Genomic DNA, 23,151 nt, shown 5'->3' on the forward strand with positions numbered 1-23,151 from the left:
AACTGCGCCGAACTGGACAACATCCGCGTGGACGCGCACACTCCGCGCCGGACGCTGGCCCAGCCGGCTCAACCCAAGGTAGCGGCGTGGCGAAGATCCTGGTCCTGCACGGACCCAATCTCAATTTGTTGGGCGTGCGCGAACCGGATGTCTACGGCCGAGAGACGCTGGCCGATATCGACGCGCTGCTCACCGAGCGGGCTCAGGTTGCCGGTCATGCACTGGAGACGTTCCAGTCCAACGCCGAGCACACGCTGATCGACCGTATCCACCAGGCCCGCCTGGACGGCACCGCGATCATCCTGATCAACCCGGGCGCCTTCACCCACACCAGCATCGCCCTGCGCGACGCGCTGGCGGGCGTGGCGATCCCGTTCGTCGAGCTTCACCTGTCCAACGTGCATGCGCGCGAGCCGTTCCGTCGCCACTCGTACCTCTCGGACATCGCCGTCGGCGTGATCTGTGGCTTCGGCGCAGACAGTTACCGGCTGGCATTGGACGCCGCCCTGCACCGGCTCGGCCGGTCCGCAGCGTCCGCCTCCTGACCCACGGCCACCGCCGCCCCATTCCCATCCGGCTGCCACGGCAGCTCCAACGAAAAAGGTTTGAACCATGGACCTGCGCAAGATCAAGAAGCTCATTGACCTGCTCGAGGAGTCCAACCTCGCGGAACTTGAGATCAAGGAAGGCGAAGAAGTCGTCCGCCTGTCGCGTGTGCCCAAGGGCACCGTGACGGTCGCCGCGCCGGTCGCCATGCCGGCCCCCGCGCCGGTGGCTGCCGCCCCGGTGGCCGACGCCGCGCCGGCCACGCCCGCACTGCCGGCCGGCCACGTGGTGAAGGCACCGATGGTCGGCACCTTCTACGCCTCGGCCAGCCCGGGCGCCCCGGCGTTCGTCAAGGTCGGCCAGCAGGTCAAGGCCGGTGAGACGCTGGGCATCATCGAAGCAATGAAGATGTTCAACCAGATCGAAGCGGACGTGGCCGGCACCGTGCAGGCCATCCTGGTCGACAACGGCCAGCCGGTGGAATTCGACCAGCCGATGTACGTGATCGCCTAAGCAGGCTGACGACGATGCCCATGCTCGAAAAAGTCGTTATCGCCAATCGCGGCGAAATCGCCCTGCGCGTGCTGCGCGCCTGCCACAGTCTTGGGATCAAGACCGTGGCGGTGCACTCCACGGCAGACCGCAACCTCAAGCACGTCGGCCTGGCCGACGAGTCGATCTGCATCGGCCCTGCGCCGTCGGTCGACAGCTACCTCAACATCCCGCGCATCATCGCGGCGGCCGAGATCACCGACGCCCAGGCCATCCACCCGGGCTACGGCTTCCTCTCCGAGCGCGCCGACTTCGCCGAACAGGTGGAGCAGTCGGGCTTCATCTTCATCGGCCCAACCGCTGAAGTGATCCGCCTGATGGGCGACAAGGTGGAAGCCATCCGTGCCATGAAGGCCGCCGGCGTGCCGTGCGTGCCCGGCTCAGGCGGCCCGCTCGGCGACAACGTCGAGGAAAACGTGCGCATCGCGCGCGACATCGGTTACCCGGTGATCATCAAGGCCTCTGGCGGCGGCGGTGGCCGCGGCATGCGCGTGGTGCGCACCGAGGCGCACCTGGGCAACGCCGTCACCATGACCAAGCAGGAAGCCAAGGCGGCTTTCGGCAACGATCAGGTGTACATGGAGAAGTTCCTGGAGAATCCGCGCCACGTGGAAATCCAGGTGCTGGCCGACGGCCAGGGCAACGCCATCCATCTGGGCGAGCGCGACTGCTCCATGCAGCGCCGTCACCAGAAAGTGGTGGAAGAAGCCCCCGCGCCGGGCATCACGCCGGAACTGCGCGAGCAGATCGGCAAGGTGTGCGTGGATGCGTGCATCCGGATCGGTTATCGCGGCGCCGGCACGTTCGAGTTCCTGTTCGAGGACGGCCACTTCTACTTCATCGAGATGAACACCCGTATTCAGGTGGAGCATCCGGTGACCGAGCTGATCACTGGCATCGACCTGGTACGTGAGCAATTGCTGATTGCCGGTGGGGAGAAGCTGTCGATTCGCCAGTCCGATATCCAGATCCACGGTCATGCGATCGAGTGCCGCATCAACGCGGAAGATCCCGATTCGTTCCTGCCTTCGCCGGGCACGGTGAAGCGCTTCGAGGCACCGGGTGGCCCGGGCGTGCGCGTAGATACGCACCTGTACGACGGCTATCGCATTCCGCCGAACTACGACTCGATGATCGGCAAGATCATCGTGCACGGGCCGGATCGCGAAACCGCCATTGCGCGCATGCGCCTGGCTCTCGCCGAAACGGTGATCGAAGGCGTGAAGTGCAACATCCCGCTGCAGCAGCGCATCATGGCCGACGCCGGCTTCCAGCATGGTGGACAGAACATCCACTACCTGGAAAAGCGCATGGCCGAACAGAAGGAAAAGGCCGCCCACGGCGGCTGATGTTGACCGGCGAGCCGTTGCTGCGGCTCGCCGGTTGCTTTCGATATGTCCGAACTACTGACCCTGCGCAAAGCGATCGAGGCCATCACCGATGCCTTCGACGAAGGCGATGGCTGGGATCGCTATGCGTGGGTGTACATCCGCGGCGAGATTACCGAGCCTTCGTGCCGCCTTTATCTCTCGCATGTGGCGGATGAAGACGACTCGCTGATCGACGACAACGGCGAAGCCTTGCCATCGTTTGCCGCGAAACATCGGTTGCGCCATTTTCTCGAAGCGGGCGATTTCGCCGAAGTGCTGTTCGTGCAGCGCAAGCACAAGCCCGATTCCGGCACGGATGATTTCGCTCGCGCCCTCGACCATTACCGCCGCCACGACACTTTCCTGTAGAAACGCACCCTGTGCGCGACCGCTGATTGGCGGCGCACTTCAGTTCATGTCATGACGTCACCCGACGACACCTCGCAAAAACCGCCGGGCGAGGCAGTCTGTGATGCCGCGGTCGCGCACAGCGTGCGCTCCTGCAGATGCCATGCCATCGACGTGCCCACATCGGCGACAATACCCGCCTCCTCCGCAGGAACCTGCCATGCCCTGGCTTGAACTTTCGCTCACCGTCCGTTCCGAACAGCAGCCTCGTGTGGAGGAAGCGCTGGACGATCTCGGCGCGCTTTCGATCACGCTGCAGGATGCCGATGCGGAAACACCCGACGAGCAAGCCATCTTCGAACCGGGCGTGGGCGAACTGCCGCTGTGGCCGACCATCACGCTCAATGCGCTGTTCGAGGCCGACACCGACCGCCGTGGCCTGAGCGAAGCACTGGGCGATCTGCTGCCCTGGCTTGAGCCGGACCACATGCAGTTCCACGACGTGGCCGACGAAGACTGGGAGCGCGCATGGATGGACCAGTTCAAGCCGATGCCATTCGGACGCCGACTGTGGATCTATCCGTGGAACATCGAGCCGCCCGCGGATGACGACACCGTGGTCGTGCGACTCGATCCCGGCCTCGCTTTCGGCAGCGGCACGCACCCGACCACGGCACTTTGCCTTGCGTGGCTCGACAGTCTCGATCTCAAGGGCAAGAGCATCGTCGATTTCGGCTGTGGCTCAGGCATCCTCGCCATCGCCGCGCTCAAACTCGGCGCGGCGAGCGCCATCGGCGTGGACAACGACCCGCAGGCGCTCACCGCGTCGGCCGACAACGCTGAACGCAACGAAGTAGCCGAGCGCCTGGCCCTGTTCCTGCCGGAAGATCTCATGCTGGAAGCCGCTCCTGCGCATCCTGCGCCCGCGGCACTAGCGCATCCATGCGCGTCGCCTGCAGACGTCTTCATTGCCAACATTCTCGCGGGCCCGCTGGGCGAGTTAGCACCGACGTTCGCCGCCGCAGCGAAACCAGGCGCACCGTTCGCCATCTCCGGCATCCTCAAGGGCCAGGAAGACGAACTGCTGCAGCGCTACGCCGAGTGGTTCGACGAACTGCGGGTGGACACGCTGGAGGATTGGGTGCGCATCAGTGGCCGTCGCCGCGGCTGAGCACTTCTTCACGGTCTGCGCATAAGCGCGGATGCTTTGTGGCGAGTACTGCACTAGGCTTGCCACAGTTCGAACTCAGCGGACCGCATGTACACCCAATGTCCCGACTGCCTCACCGTGTTCTCGCTGAACACGGAAACGCTTGCGCAAGCGCGCGGCGAGGTCGTGTGCGGCCATTGCCATGCCCAGTTCGATGCGCTGGCCAGCCTGAGCGATCAGCTGCCGCCAGAGCCCTTCCAGTTCCTGCCGCCGCGCATGCCGGAGCTGCCGCCGCAACTGGACCTGGCCATTTACCGGCCGCCGGCCGAGGTTCCAGCCGTCGCCGAGCCGGCCACCGTCCAGCATGGCGGCGTCGAAGACTTCAGTCAGCTGGTGATAGCGCCCCGCTTCGCACGTCAGAAGGAGCGTCGTGGGCGGCGCTGGCCCTGGGTCACCGCGTGCCTGTCGCTGCTGCTCGCCCTGAGTGCGCAGCTGGCGTGGGCCAAGCGCGAGGTGCTGGTCAGCGACTCCACCGTCGGCCCGATGCTGCGCGAAGCGTGCGACAGCCTTGGATGCCAGTTGCCACTGGTACAGGACATCTCTCGACTGAGCCTGCTTGCGCGCGACGTGCAGGCTCACCCTTCCGTGCCTGGCGCCCTGCTGATTACCGCGAACCTGCGCAACGATGCGCCGTTTGCTCAACCTTACCCGGTGGTTTCGATCGTGCTGTCCGATGCCAACGGCCAACGGCTGGCCATGCGCCGACTGCGTCCCGGCGAATATCTTGGCGATACGAACGTGCAGCTACGTGGATTGGCACCCGGTGGCAGCGCCGCGTTGATGCTTGAAGTCGAGGATCCTGAAGGCAAGGCGGTAGCCTTCGAATTCGGTTTCGAATAGCCGTCCATTTTCTTCGAACGTGCCTCGACGGCGGAGACAAAAAGCCCCTTCAGCTCGTCACCACCGGGTGACGCACAGGGCGTGCCACTTCGCCGCAACTTTGTCCATAGGACATTTCCCGTAGGCCCGTCAAATAAGGTGTAACGTGCTTTCGGGGACTTAAAATTATCGGCCCGCGAGGGTACACTCGGTCCTTCGTCCTTGTGCTGCACCCGGCGTTCCATGCGAGCCGCCGCCCGCGGTATTGCCATAAGCACTTGCAGCGGCCCACGTAGCCGTCGCGTTAGAACGTGAGGGGAAATGTCAGTGAACGCCGTAAGACTGCCTGCCAACGAATCTCCCAAGGAGACTTCGTCGCAGAGCGTATTGAGCGAATGCGTCAGTCGCACCGTTCGTCGCTATCTCGCCGACATTGGCGATACCAAGTGCGACGAGGGCCTGCATGCGCTCGTGATTCGCGAAGTCGAAGGCCCTCTCCTGCGCGAAGTGCTGGCCTGGCATGACGGCAATCAGAGCCGCGCCGCCGCCGTACTGGGCATCAACCGCGCCACGCTGCGCAAGAAGCTGGCCGCGCACGGCCTGCTGTAATACTTCGCAAAACCCTCACATCGCCTTGCTTCCAGAGTGCCTTGGGTTCCGGCCACGCAACGGCTGTGCCGCTCGACGTTTGGCCGTCCATCCAGACGGCAGCCTTCCTCACCGACGGCTTGGCTCCAGCCCGCTATAATATGCGGCTTCCCCGTCCTGGAAGCCGCCATGTCCGCCTCTGCTGTTACCCCCATTCGCCGCGCTCTGCTGAGCGTCTCGGACAAGACCGGCCTGATCGCACTGGGCCAGCGCTTGAGCAAGGCCGGCGTGGAGCTGCTTTCCACCGGCGGTAGCGCCAAGGCGCTGCGCGAGGCGGGCATTGCGGTGAAGGACGTCAGCGAACTCACCAGCTTTCCCGAGATCATGGATGGCCGCGTCAAGACGCTGCATCCGAAGGTGCATGGTGGCCTGCTGGGCCGCCGCGGCACCGATGATGCAGTGATGGCCGAACTTGGCATCGCGCCGATCGACCTGCTCGTGCTCAACCTCTATCCGTTCGAGCAGACCGTGGCCAACCCTGGCTGCACACTGGAAGAAGCCATCGAGAACATCGATATCGGCGGCCCGGCAATGTTGCGCTCGGCCGCGAAGAACTGGAACGACGTGGGCGTACTCACCTCCCCCGACCAGTACGAGGAGGCGCAGGCGGAAATCGAGAGCAAGGGCGGCCTCACGCGCGCCACGCGCTTCAAGCTGTCTGTCGCCGCGTTCAACCGCGTGTCCAACTATGACGGTGCGATCAGCGACTACCTTTCCTCGCTGCAGCTCAATGACAATTCCGACGCGATCGCTGGCCACGACACCTTCCCGGCGCAGACCAATGGTCGCTTCGTGAAACTGATGGATCTGCGTTACGGCGAAAACCCGCACCAGCAGGCGGCGTTCTACCGCGATCTTTATCCGGCGCCGGGCACGCTGGCGACGTTCCGCCAGCTGCAGGGCAAGGAACTTTCATTCAACAATATCGCCGACTCTGACGCGGCGTGGGAATGCGTGCGCAGCTTCACCAAGCCGGCATGCGTGATCGTCAAGCACGCCAACCCCTGCGGTGTGGCAGTGAGCCTGGAAGGTATCGGCCGCGCGTATGACCTGGCGTACCAGACTGATCCCACTTCCGCGTTCGGCGGCATCATCGCCTTCAATCGCGTGGTCGACGCTGCCACCGCGCGTGCCATCGTCGAGCGTCAGTTTGTGGAAGTGGTGCTGGCGCCGGGCTATGAGGGCGACGCACTGAAAGCCTTCGCCAAGAAGACCAACGTGCGCGTGCTGGAAATTCCGCCCCCGGCCGATGGCGATCTCATCAAGGCGCATCCGGGCAACGACTCGCGCCGCGTGGGTTCGGGGCTGCTGATCCAGACTGCCGATCGCGCGATGGTTACTGCGGATGATCTCAAGGTCGTCACCAAGCGCGCGCCGACGCCGACCGAGATCGACGACCTGATCTTCGCCTGGAAAGTGGCCAAGTACGTCAAGAGCAACGCTATCGTCTACGCGCGTAACCGTCAGACCATCGGCGTCGGCGCCGGCCAGATGAGCCGCGTGTACAGCGCCAGGGTCGCGGGCATCAAGGCCGCGGACGAGAACCTGGAGGTGCGCGGTTCGGTGATGGCATCCGATGCCTTCTTCCCGTTCCGTGACGGCATCGATGCCGCAGCGGCTGCGGGCATCCGTGCGGTGATTCAGCCGGGCGGCTCGATGCGCGATGCGGAAGTGATCGCCGCGGCGGACGAACACGACATGGCCATGGTGTTCACCGGTATTCGCCACTTCCGCCACTGATGCTCTAAGCGCCCTCTCCACCTTGAGGAGAGGGCTGGGGTGAGGGGCGTGTGCCTGCCACGACGTCTGCATACGCGGGCGTTTTGCGCGTGACTTCCACCGGCCTGGCCGCGTACCGCCGCGCCAGCACCGCGCAGGTCATCAGCTGTATCTGATGGAACAGCATGATCGGCAGCACGATCGCACCAAGCGGGTGACCCGCAAACAAGACCTTCGCCATCGGCACGCCGCTGGCCAGGCTCTTCTTGGAGCCGCAGAAGACAATGGTGATTTCGTCGGCGCGATTGAAGCCCAGCGCGCGCGCGCCGTAACGCGTTACCAGCAGCGCCACCGCAAGCAGTACCGCGTTCACCACCAGCAGGCCACCCACGACGGGTAACGGTATCTGCTTCCACAGCCCCTGCAGCACCGCTGCGCTGAAGGCGGTGTAGACCACCAGCAAGATCGAACCCTGATCCACGTAGGACAGCATGGCGCGGTTGCGCTCCACCCAGCGACCGATCCAGCGTTGCGCCACCTGGCCCGCCACGAAGGGCACCAACAGCTGCAACACGATGGCACCCAGTGCGTCCCAGCTCATGCCGCCCTGACCGTGCGATTCCAGCATCACACCAACCAGCAACGGCGTGATGAAGATGCCGAGCATGCTGGAGGCGGAGGCTGCGCAGATCGCCGCCGGGATATTGCCCCTCGCCATCGAGGTGAATGCAATCGACGACTGCACGGTCGAGGGCAACGTGCACAGGAATAACACGCCCATGTACAGCGCCGGCGTCACCAACGACGACAGCAAGGGACGCAGTAATACGCCAAGCAACGGGAACAGCACGAAGGTGCTCGCCAGCACAATCAGGTGCAGGCGCCAGTGCGTCATGCCCGCGACCACCGCCTCACGCGAAAGCTTGGCGCCGTGCAGGAAGAACAGCAATGCGATCGCCAGATCGGTCAGCACGTTGAACGCACCCGCCACCGCGCCACGACAGGGCAATAGGCTGGCCAGGGCCACGGTGACCACCAGGGCGCAGGTGAAGCGGTCGGGAAGGAATCGGCGCAGGAACATGACCGGCGGCAGCCATTTTTGGGGAGGGTGTTATTGGAACCCGGCTGGATTAATGAGTCCATTCGTATTATCTGATTCATTGATATGATCTTGTTATGAATATCAGCCTACGCCAGCTCCGGGCATTTCTCGCAGTAGCGCGTCAGCAGCATTTCCGTCGGGCCGCAGAGAGCCTGCATCTGAGCCAGCCCGCGGTAAGCCGGCACATCGCTGAGCTGGAAGCGGAGCTTGGCCTGAAGCTGTTCGATCGAAATACCCGCGAAGTGGTGCCCACCGAGGCGGGCCGCTATCTCGAAAACGCCATGGGCCGCGTGCTGGACGAACTGGAGGGCGTGCTCACCCACGTTCATTCCGAAAGCGAACGTCGGCGCGGCAAGGTACACGTGGCGTCGGTGCCCACCCTGTCGGCGGGGCTGATGCCGCTGTGCATCGCCGACTGCGCCGGGCGCTATCCCGAGCTCACTATCCAGTTGCACGACCAGGCGCAGACACTGGTACTCGACAGCGTGCGCGGTGGCGAAGTGGATTTCGGGCTAGCGATCGAACCACCTGACACAGGCGAGTTCGACAGCGCGCTGATCCTGCGCGATCCCTTCGTGCTGGTGTGCCGGCCCGATCATCCGCTTGCCGCACTGGACCGCGTGCCGTGGCGCAAACTGCGTGGGCATCCGCTGATCCTGCTCGACTATTCCTCAGGCAGTCGCCGGTTGATCGATCAGGCGCTGGCTAGCCGCAACATTGAGGCGAACGTCGTGCAGCAGACTGGCCACACGCACACCGCTTTCCGCATGGTGGAAGCAGGGCTCGGCATCAGCGTGAGCCCCGCGTTGTCGCCCCCACCATCGACGCTGGTGTCGCGCCCACTGACGCCGGTGGAACATCGTGACGTGGTGCTGCTGAAGCGCCGCCAGCGTTCGTTGTCGCCACTGGCGTCATTGGTGTGGGAACGCCTGCGTGCACAGACGGCGGAGCGATGACGTCGTCGCGGCTGGTGATCACACTCTCTTGAACGAACGCGACCTAGCCTTGGCACGTTCTCATTGAGATTTTCGACGATGCGCTATGAGCTGTACTACTGGACTGGCATCCAGGGCCGCGGAGAGTTTGTGCGACTGGCATTGGAAGACGCTGGCGCAGACTATGTCGATGTTGCGCGTGAACAGGGCGACCACGTCATGATGCCGTTCCTGCGCGGTGAACAGGCGGGCGCGCAACCGTTTGCGCCACCATTCCTGCGCGCGGGACGGCAGGTGATCGCGCAGACCGCGAACATCCTCGCCTTTCTCGCGCCACACCATGGTTTGGTGCCGGCGTCGAGTGCCAGCCAGTGTTACGCACTGCAACTGCAACTCACCATCTGCGACATCGTGCTGGAAGCGCACGACACGCATCACCCGATCGCGATCGAGGATTACTACGAGGACCAGCGCCAGGAGGCCCGCAAGCGCGCCGCCTCGTTCCGCAGGCATCGTATTCCCAAGTACCTGGGCTACTTCGAGCAGATACTTGCGCGCGGCGACGGACGCTACGCCATTGGCAAACGTCATTCGTATGTGGATCTCTCGCTGTTCCAGCTGGTGGCGGGGTTGGACTATGCCTTTCCGCGCACCATGAATGGATTGCGCCGAGACACCACACACCTTCGCGCGCTCAGCGAGCGTGTATCGGAGCGGCCGCGCATCGCGATCTATCTTGGGTCGGAACGGCGCATTCCCTTCAACGAAGACGGCATTTTTCGCCACTATCCCGAACTGGAAGACGCCTAACCGTAGCGCTTCAGAAGATCGCGATCACGATGGCGCCAGCCACAATCAGGCCGCCGCCGATCACCAGCGGCCAGCTAAGCGATTCGCCCAACAGCAGCACGCCGAACACGATGGCAATGGCCACGCTGAGCTTGTCGATGGGTGCCACCTTGCTCACCGGGCCCAGCTGCAACGCGCGGTAGTAACACAGCCACGACAGGCCGGTGGCGATGCCGGAAAGCACCAGGAACACCCAGCTGCTGATGGGCAGCCCGGTCGGCTTTGCCCACTCCTGGCGCAGGCTGAGAATGCCGGCGGTGACCAGAAGGATCACGACCGTGCGGATGAAAGTGGCGAGATTGGAGTTGATACCCGCCACGCCCAGCTTGCCGAACAATGCCGTGAGCGCAGCGAAGAATGCCGAACCCAGCGCGAAGAGCAGCCAGCTCTCGCGCAGGTTCATGCCCGTTCCATGGAAGCTGGGCTTGAGCGTCGCGGCTTACTGGCCGCCATTGTCCTGATCTTCAGCGGACTTGCTCTTGCCCCACTCCATGACCTTGTACATCACCGGTTTCACCGGCTCGCCGGCCTGGTTGGTCCACGCACCCTTCTGGTCGACCATATAAGTCTGCTGAATGCCGCCCTTGGGCGTCACCACCACCATGTACAGCTGGCCACTGCGGCGGTATTCCTGGACGGTTTCATCACCCTGCGTGCGTACGGTGACCTGCGGCGGCGCGCTGCCTCGCGCGTCGCGGGGCTGCTGCGCCGTGGCTGGTTGGCTCATCGTGGCAGCGGTATCGGCGGAGGGCTGCGGCGACTTCGTCGATGGTGCCGGAGCAGGAGCGGGCGGTGGCGCCACGGCCTTCACGCCTGGATCGTTCATGCCCGGCGGCGGCGGTGCTGGCGGGAACTGGCTGGCCGACTGGGCCAACGCATTCGATGCGACCGCTACACCAAGAACAACAAGCAATGCGACGGGTTTCATGATGACGGCCTCCTGATGAAATCAAAGCATAGCAGCGCGAAACCGCACTGCTTGTGAAGCGACTGTGTGCCTCGCCACTTGCAACAACGCAACAGCCGGGCCAAGCGCTTACGACGAGCCTGAACGACCGTCGCCGGCGCGGTCTGCGCACGCATGCGAGAATACTTTATGGCCAAGCTCACTCTCATCGATGGTTCGTCCTACCTCTACCGCGCCTTCCACGCCCTGCCGCCGCTGAGCAACTCACACGGCGAGCCCACCGGTGCGCTGTTCGGTGTGGTCAACATGTTGCGCGCCACGCTCAAGGCGAAGCCCGACTACGTGGCTTTTGTCAGCGACGCACCCGGGCCCACCTTCCGCAACGAGCTGTACGACCAGTACAAGGCCAATCGCCCGCCGATGCCCGACGACCTGCGCGCACAGGTGGATCCCATGCTTGCCATTGTCGGCGCGCTGGGCTTCCCGATCCTTCGCGTAGGTGGCGTGGAAGCGGACGACGTGATCGGCACGCTGACCGAAGCGGCGCATGCGCTGGGCATCGAGGTGGAGATTTCCACCGGCGACAAGGATCTTGCCCAACTGGTGCGGCCGGGCGTCACCCTGGTCAACACCATGACCAACACCACCACCGACAGCGATGGGGTGATGGAGAAATTCGGCGTGCAGCCGACCCAGATCGTCGACTTCCTGTCGCTCACCGGCGACACCGTCGACAACGTGCCAGGCGTGCCCAAGTGCGGCCCCAAGACCGCCGCAAAATGGCTTGCCGAGTACGGCACGCTGGACAACCTCATCGCCAACGCCGACAAGATCGGCGGCAAGATCGGCGAGAGCCTGCGCGAGGCGTTGCCGCGGCTGCCGCTGTCGCGTGAGCTAGTGACGATCAAGACGGATGTACCGCTGGATCAGGGAGTCACTTCGCTCACCTTGCGCGAGAGACACCTGGAACAATTGCGCGAGTTGTTCACGCGCTACGAATTCAAGGCCGGGCTGAAGGAGCTCGACAACGAAGTCGCCACCGCTGTTCCAGGAGCGCACCCTGTGCGCGACCCGGGCGAAGCGATATCTTCCGACGCTGCGACACTGGCCGGTCGCGCACAGGGTGCGCTCCTGCAGGAGCCCGCTACGCCCGCGCTGGACATGCAGGGCCAATATGAGCTGGTCACCACGCAGGCTCAGCTGGACGCCTGGCTGGCCAGGATCGCCACGGCGCCACTGGTCGCCTTCGATACGGAAACCACGTCCATCGACTCCATGCAGGCCGATATCGTCGGCCTGAGCCTGTCGGTGGAACCGGGCCATGGCTGCTACGTGCCGCTGACCCACGACTATCCGGGCGCGCCGGCGCAGCTGCCGCGCGATCACGTGTTGGCATCGCTCAAACCTTTTTTCGAGGACGCGAGCCGGCCCAAGATCGGCCAGCACGCCAAGTACGACATCAACATCCTGTCGCACTACGGCATCGCGCTGCAGGGACTGCAACACGACTCCATGCTGGAGTCCTACGTGTGGAACGCGACTGCCACGCGCCACGACATGGATTCGCTGTCGAAGAAATATCTCGGCTACGACACCATCAAGTACGAAGAAGTGGCCGGCAAGGGTGCCAAGCAGATTTCGTTCTCGCAGGTGGACCTGGATACCGCCTGCCGCTACGCCGCCGAGGACGCCGATATCACGCTGCGTCTGCATCATGCGTTGTGGCCGAAGCTGGAAAGCATCCCTGCTCTGAAGTCGGTCTACGAGAACATCGAGATTCCGCTGGTGCCGGTGCTGGCAGCGATGGAGCAACGCGGCGTGCTGATCGACGTCAGCGAACTGCGCAAGCAGAGCCAGCAGCTCGGCAAGCGTATGCTCGAACTGCAGCAGGAAGCCTGGAAAAATGTGGGCCGCGAATTCAACCTCGATTCGCCCAAGCAACTGCAGGCCATCCTGTTCGACGAACTGGGTCTGCGCGCGAAGCTGAAGACGCCCACGGGCCAGCCTTCCACCAACGAGGAAGCGCTGGAGGCCATTGCCGACGACCATCCGCTGCCACGCCTGATCCTGGACTACCGCGGCCTGGCCAAGCTGCGTTCCACCTATACCGACAAGCTGGCCCACACGGTCAACCCGCGCACCGGCCGCGTGCACACCAGCTACCACCAGGGCGCGGTAGCGACCGGCCGCGTGTCATCGTCCGATCCCAACCTGCAGAACATCCCGGTGCGCACCGAGGAAGGCCGGCGCATCCGACAGGCCTTCGTGGCGCCGGAAGGCTGGGCGGTGCTGGCGGCGGACTATTCGCAGATCGAGTTGCGCATCATGGCCCACCTGTCCGGCGACGAAGGTCTGCTCAAGGCGTTTCACGAAGGCGGAGACGTTCACCGCGCTACCGCCGCCGAGGTGTTCGGCCTCAAGCCCGAAGAAGTCAGCGCCAACCAGCGTCGCGCTGCCAAGGCGATCAACTTCGGCCTGATGTACGGCATGAGCGCGTTCGGCCTGGCCCGCCAGCTGGGCGTGGACCGCGGCGAGGCCAACGATTACATGGCCCGCTACTTCTCGCGCTACCCGGGCGTGCGCGCCTTCATGGAAGCCACCCGCGAGCAGGCCCACCGTGATGGTTACGTGGAAACCCTGTTCGGCCGCCGCCTGTACCTGGAAAATCTCAGCTCCCGCAACCAGGCCCTGCGCGCCGGTGCCGAACGCGCCGCGGTGAACGCCCCCATGCAGGGCACCGCCGCCGACATCATCAAGCGCGCCATGATCGCCGTGCACAGCTGGCTCAAGGAGCGCGACGACGCCCACATGCTGATGCAGGTGCACGACGAACTGGTATTCGAGGTGCGCAAGGACGCGGTGGAGGCGGTACGCGCCGGCGTCATTGAGCGCATGTCCGGCGCCGCGACGCTGTCGGTGCCGCTGCTGGTAGAAGCTGGAGTGGGCGCCAATTGGGATGAGGCGCATTGACGATCGTCGTCCCAGCGAAGGCTGGGACTACGCATTAAACGCGGGTGCTCCTCGATCCAAATGTTCGAATTTCGTCAAATGAACAGCCGCTAACCAAAACTGCACTGGCGCGTGCAACTTTTGCCGCGCCGCGCGTTCTTAGTTACTGGATGCACGCAACGGCATCCAAACGGCTCACCACCTCCCTGGATGAGCCAACCGGTAAGCGAACCTCTCCCCTGGGCTTCGCTTCCACCCCGGCCCCGAGGATTCCCCCCTAATCCTCGGGGCTTTTTTCTGCCCGCACGCAGCCAACTGAAAGGACAGCGGACGCGCAAGCCGCTAGGATCTGCGCCTACCGTCTGGCCACAGGGAGCGCGGCCGGCATTGACTCAAAGGTCGTGGCTGCGTGCAGATCAAAGGAAAAGTTACCTCGTTCGATATTGCTCACCTGGCAGGGGTCTCCCAGTCCACGGTGTCGCGTGCATTGCGCGGCAGCCCGCTGGTAAACGAGGAGACGCGTCGACGCATCCAGGCGGCGGTCGACGAACTCAACTACAAAGTCGACAAGAACGCCTCCGGTCTGCGCGCAAAGCACACCGGCACGCTGGCGCTGCTGCTGTTCGAGGATCCGACCGCGGACGACTCGCACATCAACCCGTTCTTCCTTTCCATGCTGGGCTCGATCACGCGTGCCAGCGCGCAACGCGGCTACGACCTGCTGATTTCGTTCCAGCAGTTCTCACGCGACTGGCATGCCGACTACGCCGACAGCAAGAAGGCCGACGGCATCATCCTGCTTGGCTATGGCGACTATCTGGCCACTCGCGACAAGTTGCAGAAACTGGTGGACCAGGGCACCTGCTGCGTGCGCTGGGGTGCCGTGCTGCCAGACCAGCCGGATGTGTCCGTGGGCTGCGACAACGTTAGCGGTGGATATGCGGTGACTGCGCATCTGGTCGAGCAGGGTTGCCGGCACATCGCCTTCCTGGGCGATGCCTCCAGCCACTACCCCGAATTCTTCGACCGCTATCGCGGCCATGTGCGCGCGCTGGATCAAGTTGGCCTGCATGCCGAGGGTTTGCTGCAGGTGAACGCCGAGAGCACCGAGCGCTCGGGCTACGACGCGCTGGAAACGTTGCTCGCCCGAGGCGTGAAATTCGATGCGGTGTTCGCCGCCAGCGACCTTATTGCAATCGGTGCCATGCGCGCGCTGGCCGACCACGGCATGAAGGTGCCGGAGGATGTGGCACTGGCTGGCTTTGACGACATCCCGGTAGCCAGCTTCGTCAATCCGCCGCTCACGACGGTGTTGCAGGACACGAAGCTGGCAGGCGAAATACTGGTCGACAACCTGCTGCAACTGATCCACGGCGAGCCGGCGGAGAGCGCGATGCTGCCTGCAAAGCTGGTGGTGCGGAAGTCGAGCCTGCGCTCACGCTGAAAGCGATCGGCCTTCATGCAGGAGGGCACACCGTGCCCTCCTGCATGCGATAGATCACCTGGCCGGCGCAGGAGAAAGCTGTACGCCGGGCTCAGCTACCCGCAGCGTGCACAGGCCTGCAATCACCAGGCTCGCGCCACCCATGGCCAGCGCCCAGATCGGCTGCCCATGAAAGAACAGGCGCAGCAGCAGGCCCAACACGCTGGCGGCGAGCAGCTGCGGAATCACGATGAAGAAATTGAAGATACCCATGTACACGCCCATCTTCGCGGCGGGCAGGTTGTCCGACAGCAGCGCGTACGGCAACGAGAGAATGGACGCCCATGCGAAGCCCACGCCTACCATCGACAACAGCAGCCAAAGCGGGTCGCGGATCAGCAGGAACGACAACAGGCCCGCGCCACCCAGCCACAGATTCACCAGATGGCTCATGCGCAATCCCCAGCGACGCACCATCCAGGGAATGGCCACCGCGGCCACCGCAGCAAAGCCGTTATAGGCGGCGAACAGCACGCCGACCCAGTTGGCGCCCTCGTTATAGACGGCCGAATGCGTATCCGTCGTGCCGTATTGCACCGAGGTAACGGCAGCAGTCGTGTAGATCCATAGCGCGAACAGTGCGAACCACGAGAACAGCTGCACCCAGGCCAGTTGGCGCATCGACGTGGGCATGCCGTAGAGATCGCCCATCACCTGCTGCAACATGCCGTGGCTGCGCGTGCCGGAGAGCCACGCGAACAGTGCGCCGAACAGCAGCAACCCGCCGGCGAGCAGGTATAGCTCTTTCTCCAGCGCGTAATGGCGGATGGCTACCAGCAATAGAGCCCCCATGCCGAGCAGCACCAGACCGACACGCCAGGCACCCGACGAGTCCATCGCGTTCGACTCGACAGGGCTATCGGCAAACGAGATCAGTTGTTCGGGCGCGTACTCGCGCGTGGACAACACCGTCCACAGCACCGATGACAGCAGCACCGCGCCGCCGAGGTAGAACGCGTACTTCACCGTGTCCGGAATGCCACCCTCGCCCGCCACGTTGCTGACGCCGATCTTGGCGAGCAGCCACGGCAGCAGCGAAGCGACCACCGAACCCACGCCGATGAAAAAACTCTGCATGGCATAGCCATGTGGACGCTGGCGCGGTGGCAACTGATCGCCGACGAACGCGCGGAACGGCTCCATCGAAATGTTGATGGACGCATCCATGATCCACAGCAGCCCAGCGGCGATCCACAGCGTCGGCGAATTGGGCATCCATAGCAGTGCCAGGGTGGTAAGCACGGCGCCAATGAGAAAGTAGGGCCGGCGGCGCCCCAGGCGTGTCCAGGTGCGGTCCGAAAGGTAGCCGACGATAGGCTGCACGATCAGGCCGGAGAACGGTGCGGCAATCCACAGTATCGGGATGTCGCCCACGTCCGCGCCCAGCGTCTGGAAAATGCGGCTTACGTTGGCGTTCTGCAGTGCGAAACCGAACTGGATGCCCAGGAATCCGAAGCACATGTTCCAGATTTGCCAGAACGACAGTTCGGGTTTGCGACTCATGGCGTGACCTTTCCAGCCGGCAGCGGCGCCACCAGCAACGCATCGACGTCCGCCTCGTTCAAGGGGCCGCTCGCGCCGCCCTGCCCGCCGGTGTAGTGCGCGTTGTGACGCAGAAAGCTCATGTTGAATCCCTGCTCGAGACTGATGCGACACGACGCGCCACCGTGTGCAGCGAACGCGGCGCTGGTCGCGCGCTGCGTGCCCACACTGTGCGGCATCACTACCTGCGCGCGCTGCGGTGCCGAACCATCGCAACGGATGTCCAACTGCTTGACCGCCGCCGTGATGCCGGTGTTGATGGGGCCGTGGTTGTTGGAGTAAGCCAGCGTCACGCTGAAATTACCATCCTTCGCTGCGCGCCATTGCCACGGGCCCGCCCCTGCGAGTCGCATCTCCTCGCCCTGGCAGGTCGCCAAACTCGGCAGCGACTCCAGGCCACCCTCGCCCAGACGTGTGAGCTGGAAGCACTGCCTGGCATCCGTTGCAGGCACATCGAGACTTCCTTCGATGGCGCCGATACGGCGGCCATTGGCATACAACACGCCCTTGCCGTCGAACGTCACCTGGAGGCCCTTCGCTGTCGTGGACACCACTGGCGCATCTGGAATCGCGGGCGCGTAAAGCGGTGCATCGGTGCGCAGCGGCGCAGCGCCCGAGCGGATTGCCTTCAGCTCGACTACGGTTTCATCACCCTGGCGATGCTGCGACTTGGCAACCAGCAGATCGCCATCGGCGTGTTCCGGACGCACCAGGATGATGCGCTGGCCGGCCAAGTCGAGCGTGATGCGCTGCTTGTCACCAAACAGCGGAGCCATCCACGACACCGGCAACTTCGGTTCGATGCGCCCCGCGTCATCCAGGCCGAACACACCGCCGATCACCATGTCGAGATAACCCGCCACCGACCACAACTGGCTCGGCGAATCGACCACCGGGCCGCTGAGCGCGCCCTCGTCGACGTGCACGGCCTGCGAGGCCAGCTCGAAGTTCTCCATGTTGGAGGCGGACAGTGCGGCGCCACGGAGGAGCGAATCCATCTCGTGCGCGATGCGCGGTGCGTCGTTCACCATGCGCGCGGCGCGCAGCGAGTAGGCGCTGACGAACGGCCAGATCGCACGATTGTGATAGATCGGCTGGTTCTTGCGCTCGGGCCAGATCACCGGACTGCCGGCGGGCCATGCGGGATAGTTCGCGAGCGTGCGCTTCGCCCTTGCCTCATCCGCGACACCGCTGGTCACCGCCAGCGCGATGCCGAGCAGGTCATAGGTGTCGATGGGCATGGCGTGGGGACCGACGTAGCTCATGTACATGCCACGGTCGTCACGCCAGAAATGCGTATTGATCGCACGCTTGAGCGCCTCGGCTTGCGCGCGATAGTCGGCCGCCGATGCGTCGTGGCGCAACGCGGCCTGGGACGCGGCCAACTGCAACGCCTGGTAGTGCAGCACGTTGGTGGACAGTGCGAACGATTCGCCGATGAAACGCACGTCCTTCGCGGTCCAGTCCGGATAGGTCTGTTCGCGCCAGTCGAGGAAGGACGTCTCACCGCGGTAAAGGCCAAGCGTGCCGTCGAACACGTACAGTCGATCCTGCGCCAGCGTGTCCTTCAGCGCGCGCCAGGTGTCATCGGCAAAGGCCTTGTCGTCGAGCAGGTGACGCGCGCCAAGGAACCACACAATGCGGTCGGTGCTGATCGGCCAGCTGCCGCCCGAACCCGTGTCCTGCAGCACGTAAAGGCCCTGCGGCGCGGAGGGCTCGCGCACTTCGGACGTCTTGAAGCGCAGCGACTGGCGCGCGCGCGCGGGATCGAACCGCCACAGCGCCAGGTCCACCGAATAGGACAGGTCGCGCGTCCAGACATAGGGCCACCGGTCGCCGGTCTTGAAGCAATGGCAGGGAATCGGCTGGCCATGATCGAAGGCGCCGTCCTGGATCGCGTCCACCGAATCGTGCCGCAGATCGTCCTGCGCCATCGCGAAGAGACCGTCGAACAACGGGCTGGCCGTGTGCACGGTGAACCTCTGCGCGTCGATGCGGCGCTCGCCCTGCGGCGAATGCAAGGCGAAGCTGCCGTCGGCATTGGCGCTCATGCTCGTCGCCTTGCCCTGCCAGCTCACGTTGCCGTCCGCGCCAATCACATCCGCGCTTGCCAGTCCCGTGAAAAGCAGCGCAGCGCAGGCGAGCGCCACCGGCAAGTGTCGGCTCGGCGGCACACTCACTGCTGCACCGCCGTACTATCGAGCTGCACGTCGCGTGCGATACCGGCTTCAAGCTTCACGTAGGTCACCTCGCCAAAACGGTCCTTGCCGCGCGCCCAGCCTTCGGTGGTGGCGGCGCGCAGCGCGTCGACACTGTCTAGCATCGGCAGCCCCTTGCCGCCACTGCTAACCGTCCTGGCCACGGGGCCATGCACAGCCAGCACATAGTCGCGCAGCGCCGGATTGAAGCTTCCCTTTGCGGCGGCAGCGCGGAAATTCACCTTGCTGCCTTCACGGCGAACGGCGAGCGACTGGACGAAGTACACACCCTTCTCATAGGCGTAAGTTTCGCCATCGTCGTCATAGAGTTCGAACCGGCTCTCCTGCCCGGCGGGAAACACCTGCACGTCGAGCGTCGTCACCGGCTGCTGCCCAACATGGTCCATCACCGGTTGCTGCGGAATGATGGCGCCCTCACGGACGAACACCGGGATATCGCCCCAGCCTTTCGCGTCCACCGGCAAGGTGATTTCCTGTCCGCCGTCGTATGTTCGACCGTCGAACCAGCCGATCCAGCGCCCCTTCGGCAACTGCAGATGCTTGACCGTCTGCCCCTGCTCGACCACCGGCGACACCAGCAGGTACTCGCCGAACATCCACGCGTCGACACGGTCGCGCTGCGCAGGATCGTCGGGATAGGCGAACTGCAGCGGGCGCACCAGACCCACGCCGTTGAGGTGGTTCTGGTACTCGTAGCCGTAGATATACGGGATCAGTGAATAGCGCAGACGGATGGCGTCGGTGGCCGCCTTTTCTGCAATGGGGCCGTAAACCCACGGCTGACGCTTCTGGCCGAAGTCGGCATGCACGCGGAACACCGGCGTGAACGCACCAAACTCGATCCAGCGCGCGTAGTTCTCGTCGGTCGGGCGCGGCGCCTTGAAGCCGCCCCCATCCATACCCCAGTGCATCGCGCCCACGTCGAACGCGGCCAGCATGCGCTGGCGCTGCGCCGCCATGCTGGCGAAGCCGCTCTGGATATCGCCCGACCACACGCCGTAGGCGTAGCGCTGCGAGCCCAGATAGAAGTTGCGGTTGATCGACCACACCCGCTGGTCGCTATGCGCGCGCTGGCCGTCATACAGCGAGCGCTGCATGTTGAGGAACTGGGTATCAACGCCACTGTCGTCGGCCTCGTCGTTCCACCAGCCGACAATGCCGGTGTCGAACGAATGCTTCAGCGCATCGTTGAAGAACCACTCGCGCACTTCCGGCTTGTCAAAATCCACATCGCGCACGGGCTTGTGCGAGAAGTAGTCCGGTGCGGCCTTGGACTGCGCGAGCCAGTAGCCGCGTTCGGTGGCCTCGCGACCTTCCACCGTGTCCAGGTGCACGCGCGGCTTCATGATGCCGGTCATGTGCATGCCGCGGCGGTCCATCTCCTGCTTGAGCTTGCCGCTGGGGCCATCGGGGAACTTGTCGGTATTCCAGCGGAATTCGCCCATGTCCTCACTCCACGCCTTCCAGTCGAAGTCGAAGGTGACGTTGTCGATGGGAATGTGCTTGGCGCGATAGGTGTCGACCAGCGACAGCGCCTCGTTCTGGTCGATGCCCCACTGGCTGTTGGTGAAGCCCATGGCCCATTTGGGGAACATCGGCGCAGCACCGCTGAGTTGGCGCAACTGCGCGAACAGTGCCGCCGGATCACCTGCAAGCAGGTAGATCGTGCGGATCGGTTGGTCCGCGCGAACAGCGATGTCGGTTGCCGACAGATCGAAGTGCGCGGGTTCCGCGTCGGCCAGCACAGCGTAGCCCGCCGTGCTCCACACGAAAGGCGCACCGGTGTGCCCCTGCTTGCCTGCGGTGGCAATCTGCTTGCCCTCGCGCAGCAAGTTGCCGGTGGCCGCATCGAAGGCGTTGAGGCCGCCGATGCCGTACTGCGGGTCGCCCTTGGCATGATGCAGCGACCAGCGCCCGTCCATGACATGCGCCAGATCGGCGCTGAGCAGCAGATGGCCATCGGAGGCTTCCAGGCGCAACTCGGCACGACGCGGGTTCCAGCGCAGCGTGAGCCGATCCGAACGCATCACTTGCTCGTCGCCCCGCTGCTCCCGCCTGACGTCCACGGGATCAAAGCTGGCCTGCGGGTCGATCACCGGCGTCGCGGGTTCGCGGGTGCCGTCGGCACGCAGCTGCACGATGCCCGGTGCCAGCAGGCGTAGTTCCACCTTGCCCTGCGGCAAGGTGAGCTCCATCCGATCGGTGCTGGCATCGGCCCTTGCGGCGATGGCGGCGGGAGTACCCACCATCGCGGACAGCAAGGCCAGTACGAGAAGGCGCGCACGCATCAGTGCAACACCACCGTGCTGTAGGCCGGCAGTTTCAGTTGTCCGCTCACGAGGGTGGCTTGCGGTTGGGTGGTCAGCAGCACGGTGGCGTCCTTGGGCAACGGATTGCCCTTAGGTTTCCACATGGCGGCCTTTCCGGAAAGGTTGTGCACGACCAGCACGCGCTGCTTGCCGTCGTCGCGCCAGTAGGCCAGCAGGCGCGGATTGCCGGTGGCCAGCAATTCCAGCTTGCCGTCACGCAACGCGCTGTTGTGTGCGCGCCAGTCGATCAGCATGCGATACGTGTTGAACAACGAGGCCGGGTCGTCCTTCTCCGCCTGCACCGACACGGCCTGCCCCTGATTCACGCTGGAAGGCTTCCAGCGCGACTCGCCATATCCCTCCTGCGCATCCTGCGCCCGGGATGCTAGTCCATCCCTGGACGTCGCAGCCTCGCGCTGCCAGCGCATCGGCTCGCGCAGGTTCGGGTCGGGCTTGCGGCCCTCCATGCCCAGCTCTTCGCCGTAATAGATGTATGGACGTCCGGGCAGCGTCAGCAGCATCGCCGCCGCCACTCGCATGTGATCGAGGTTGCCGCCGAGGCGGCTCATCACGCGTTCCTGGTCGTGATTGGACAGGAAGGTGGAATCGATGAACGGCGCATCGTCCGCCGCGCTGTAGGCGATGTAGGTCGCCTTGAGCAGCTTGTCGAGCAGGCCCACGTTCTCGCCCTTGGCGCTGACGATGAGCTGCTCGGCCAACGGGAAGTCGAATACAGAACCCAACGGCTTGAGGAACGGCGCCAGCTGCTTGGGCGATTCAGTGCTCACCTCGCCCAGCGCGCTCACCTCGCCCACGAGGGTCATTTTTGGATTCACCTTGGCGAGTGCGGCGTGGTACTCGGTCCACCACGCGGCATTTTTCTCCATCGCCTTGCGGCTGTGCTCGTCTGACTTGAAGTCGACGTAGATGTGCTTGGCGGCATCCAGGCGGAAGCCGTCCACGCCCTTGGCCAGCCAGAACTGGCCCACCTTGATCATCTCCGCGCGTACGACCGGGTTGTCGTAGTTGAGGTCGGGCATATGGCCACCGAACACGCCGATGTACCAGCCGTCGTCTGCCGCATGCCAGATCTTGCTGTCAACCGCGCTCATGGCGTCGAGGTCTGGCCGCTTCGTGGTCCAGGTGTACCAGTCGTGGTGCGGGTCGTTGCTCTTCTGCGCGGCGATGAACCACGGATGGTCCTGCGCGGTGTGGTTGATCACCATGTCCATGGTCACCGCGATGCCGCGCTTGTGCGCTTCATCGAGCAGATGCTGGAAATCGGCCATCGTGCCGTACTGCGGGTTGATTCCGTAGTAGTCGGTGATGTCGTAGCCGTGGTAGCTGGGCGACGTGTTGATCGGCATCAGCCAGATGCCGCTTATCCCCAGCGATTTGAGGTAATCGAGCTTGGCGGTGACGCCATTGAGATCGCCGATGCCGTCGCCGTTGGTGTCATACCAGGCGCGCACGAAGATTTCGTAGTAGACGCCGGAGGATGGCGCGGTCGTCGCAGGCGACGGTGTTGCCTCGGTCGCGTGTGCGTCGGAAAGAGAGCCCGTGCCAAGTGCCAGGGCGAACAGGAAAGCCAGAGGGTTGAACAAGCGGTTCCGCGACATGCCGTTCTCCATTCAAAGGTCGCTG

At 64.2% G+C, this 23,151-nt stretch carries 19 protein-coding genes; 12 read left to right on the forward strand and 7 right to left on the reverse strand.

Going from position 1 to position 23,151, the window contains the following annotated elements; genetic code table 11:
• Window positions 1-86: 86 nt before the first annotated feature.
• The 8 genes from aroQ (at window position 87) to purH (ending at window position 7,233) form a co-directional block, all read left to right on the forward strand.
• Complete coding sequence (gene aroQ, locus AC3CBN_RS02655; RefSeq protein WP_488635277.1) at window positions 87-545, forward strand: type II 3-dehydroquinate dehydratase; 459 nt, start codon at window positions 87-89, stop codon at window positions 543-545.
• Between the two features lie 67 nt (window positions 546-612).
• The gene (accB, locus tag AC3CBN_RS02660) at window positions 613-1,059 is read left to right on the forward strand and encodes an acetyl-CoA carboxylase biotin carboxyl carrier protein (RefSeq protein ID WP_488635278.1); all 447 of its coding nucleotides are present in this window, start codon (window positions 613-615) and stop codon (window positions 1,057-1,059) included.
• 20 nt (window positions 1,060-1,079) lie between these two features.
• The gene (accC, locus tag AC3CBN_RS02665) at window positions 1,080-2,447 is read left to right on the forward strand and encodes an acetyl-CoA carboxylase biotin carboxylase subunit (RefSeq protein WP_488636651.1); all 1,368 of its coding nucleotides are present in this window, start codon (window positions 1,080-1,082) and stop codon (window positions 2,445-2,447) included.
• Window positions 2,448-2,492: 45 nt separating this feature from the next.
• Complete coding sequence (locus tag AC3CBN_RS02670) at window positions 2,493-2,837, forward strand: hypothetical protein (RefSeq protein ID WP_488635279.1); 345 nt, start codon at window positions 2,493-2,495, stop codon at window positions 2,835-2,837.
• A gap of 199 nt (window positions 2,838-3,036) precedes the next feature.
• Complete coding sequence (prmA, locus tag AC3CBN_RS02675; protein ID WP_488635280.1) at window positions 3,037-3,987, forward strand: 50S ribosomal protein L11 methyltransferase; 951 nt, start codon at window positions 3,037-3,039, stop codon at window positions 3,985-3,987.
• Window positions 3,988-4,074: 87 nt separating this feature from the next.
• Window positions 4,075-4,866 carry a zinc-ribbon and DUF3426 domain-containing protein gene (locus tag AC3CBN_RS02680; RefSeq protein ID WP_488635281.1) on the forward strand — a complete coding sequence of 264 codons (792 nt, stop codon included), beginning with the start codon at window positions 4,075-4,077 and terminating at the stop codon, window positions 4,864-4,866.
• 300 nt (window positions 4,867-5,166) lie between these two features.
• A complete protein-coding gene (locus AC3CBN_RS02685) occupies window positions 5,167-5,454 on the forward strand; it encodes a helix-turn-helix domain-containing protein (protein WP_488635282.1) in 288 nt (95 codons plus the stop codon).
• A 168-nt stretch (window positions 5,455-5,622) separates the two neighbouring features.
• A complete protein-coding gene (gene purH / locus AC3CBN_RS02690; RefSeq protein WP_488635283.1) occupies window positions 5,623-7,233 on the forward strand; it encodes a bifunctional phosphoribosylaminoimidazolecarboxamide formyltransferase/IMP cyclohydrolase in 1,611 nt (536 codons plus the stop codon).
• Window positions 7,234-7,237: 4 nt separating this feature from the next.
• Here the strand turns inward: purH and AC3CBN_RS02695 are convergent, their stop codons facing one another.
• The gene (locus AC3CBN_RS02695) at window positions 7,238-8,293 is read right to left on the reverse strand and encodes a bile acid:sodium symporter family protein (RefSeq protein ID WP_488635284.1); all 1,056 of its coding nucleotides are present in this window, start codon (window positions 8,291-8,293) and stop codon (window positions 7,238-7,240) included.
• Between the two features lie 95 nt (window positions 8,294-8,388).
• On the opposite strand from AC3CBN_RS02695, the gene AC3CBN_RS02700 reads away from it, so the two are divergent.
• Window positions 8,389-9,270: a LysR family transcriptional regulator gene (locus AC3CBN_RS02700; RefSeq protein ID WP_488635285.1), complete on the forward strand. Its 882-nt coding sequence runs from the start codon at window positions 8,389-8,391 to the stop codon at window positions 9,268-9,270.
• Between the two features lie 78 nt (window positions 9,271-9,348).
• The gene (locus AC3CBN_RS02705) at window positions 9,349-10,059 is read left to right on the forward strand and encodes a glutathione S-transferase (RefSeq protein WP_488635286.1); all 711 of its coding nucleotides are present in this window, start codon (window positions 9,349-9,351) and stop codon (window positions 10,057-10,059) included.
• Window positions 10,060-10,069: 10 nt separating this feature from the next.
• Here AC3CBN_RS02705 and AC3CBN_RS02710 read toward each other — a convergent pair whose 3' ends face one another.
• Together AC3CBN_RS02710 and AC3CBN_RS02715 are read right to left on the reverse strand one after the other, a co-directional pair.
• The gene (locus AC3CBN_RS02710; RefSeq protein ID WP_488635287.1) at window positions 10,070-10,501 is read right to left on the reverse strand and encodes an EamA family transporter; all 432 of its coding nucleotides are present in this window, start codon (window positions 10,499-10,501) and stop codon (window positions 10,070-10,072) included.
• A gap of 36 nt (window positions 10,502-10,537) precedes the next feature.
• Complete coding sequence (locus tag AC3CBN_RS02715; RefSeq protein WP_488635288.1) at window positions 10,538-11,026, reverse strand: DUF2782 domain-containing protein; 489 nt, start codon at window positions 11,024-11,026, stop codon at window positions 10,538-10,540.
• A gap of 168 nt (window positions 11,027-11,194) precedes the next feature.
• Here AC3CBN_RS02715 and polA point away from each other — a divergent pair, with 168 nt between their 5' ends.
• Window positions 11,195-13,975, forward strand: a complete 2,781-nt coding sequence (gene polA, locus AC3CBN_RS02720) for a DNA polymerase I (protein ID WP_488635289.1) — start codon at window positions 11,195-11,197, stop codon at window positions 13,973-13,975.
• 394 nt (window positions 13,976-14,369) lie between these two features.
• Entirely contained in the window at window positions 14,370-15,398 is a 1,029-nt protein-coding gene (locus tag AC3CBN_RS02725; RefSeq protein ID WP_488636652.1) for a LacI family DNA-binding transcriptional regulator, read from the forward strand.
• Between the two features lie 54 nt (window positions 15,399-15,452).
• On the opposite strand, the gene AC3CBN_RS02730 is transcribed toward AC3CBN_RS02725, so the two are convergent.
• Genes AC3CBN_RS02730 through AC3CBN_RS02745 form a run of 4 tightly spaced genes read right to left on the reverse strand, consistent with a single transcriptional unit; the run spans window position 15,453 to window position 23,126 of the window.
• Window positions 15,453-16,940, reverse strand: coding sequence for an MFS transporter (locus AC3CBN_RS02730; RefSeq protein ID WP_488635290.1), 1,488 nt, complete (start codon window positions 16,938-16,940; stop codon window positions 15,453-15,455).
• Window positions 16,937-19,108, reverse strand: a complete 2,172-nt coding sequence (locus tag AC3CBN_RS02735; RefSeq protein ID WP_488636653.1) for an alpha-L-rhamnosidase-related protein — start codon at window positions 19,106-19,108, stop codon at window positions 16,937-16,939. Before AC3CBN_RS02735 ends, AC3CBN_RS02730 begins: the two co-directional genes overlap by 4 nt.
• Window positions 19,109-19,155: 47 nt before the next feature.
• Window positions 19,156-21,486 carry a glycoside hydrolase family 31 protein gene (locus tag AC3CBN_RS02740; protein ID WP_488635291.1) on the reverse strand — a complete coding sequence of 777 codons (2,331 nt, stop codon included), beginning with the start codon at window positions 21,484-21,486 and terminating at the stop codon, window positions 19,156-19,158.
• Complete coding sequence (locus tag AC3CBN_RS02745) at window positions 21,486-23,126, reverse strand: alpha-amylase family glycosyl hydrolase (protein WP_488635292.1); 1,641 nt, start codon at window positions 23,124-23,126, stop codon at window positions 21,486-21,488. Before AC3CBN_RS02745 ends, AC3CBN_RS02740 begins: the two co-directional genes overlap by 1 nt.
• Between the last annotated feature and the right edge of the window lie 25 nt (window positions 23,127-23,151).

This window comes from Dyella sp. OK584, assembly GCF_057787755.1.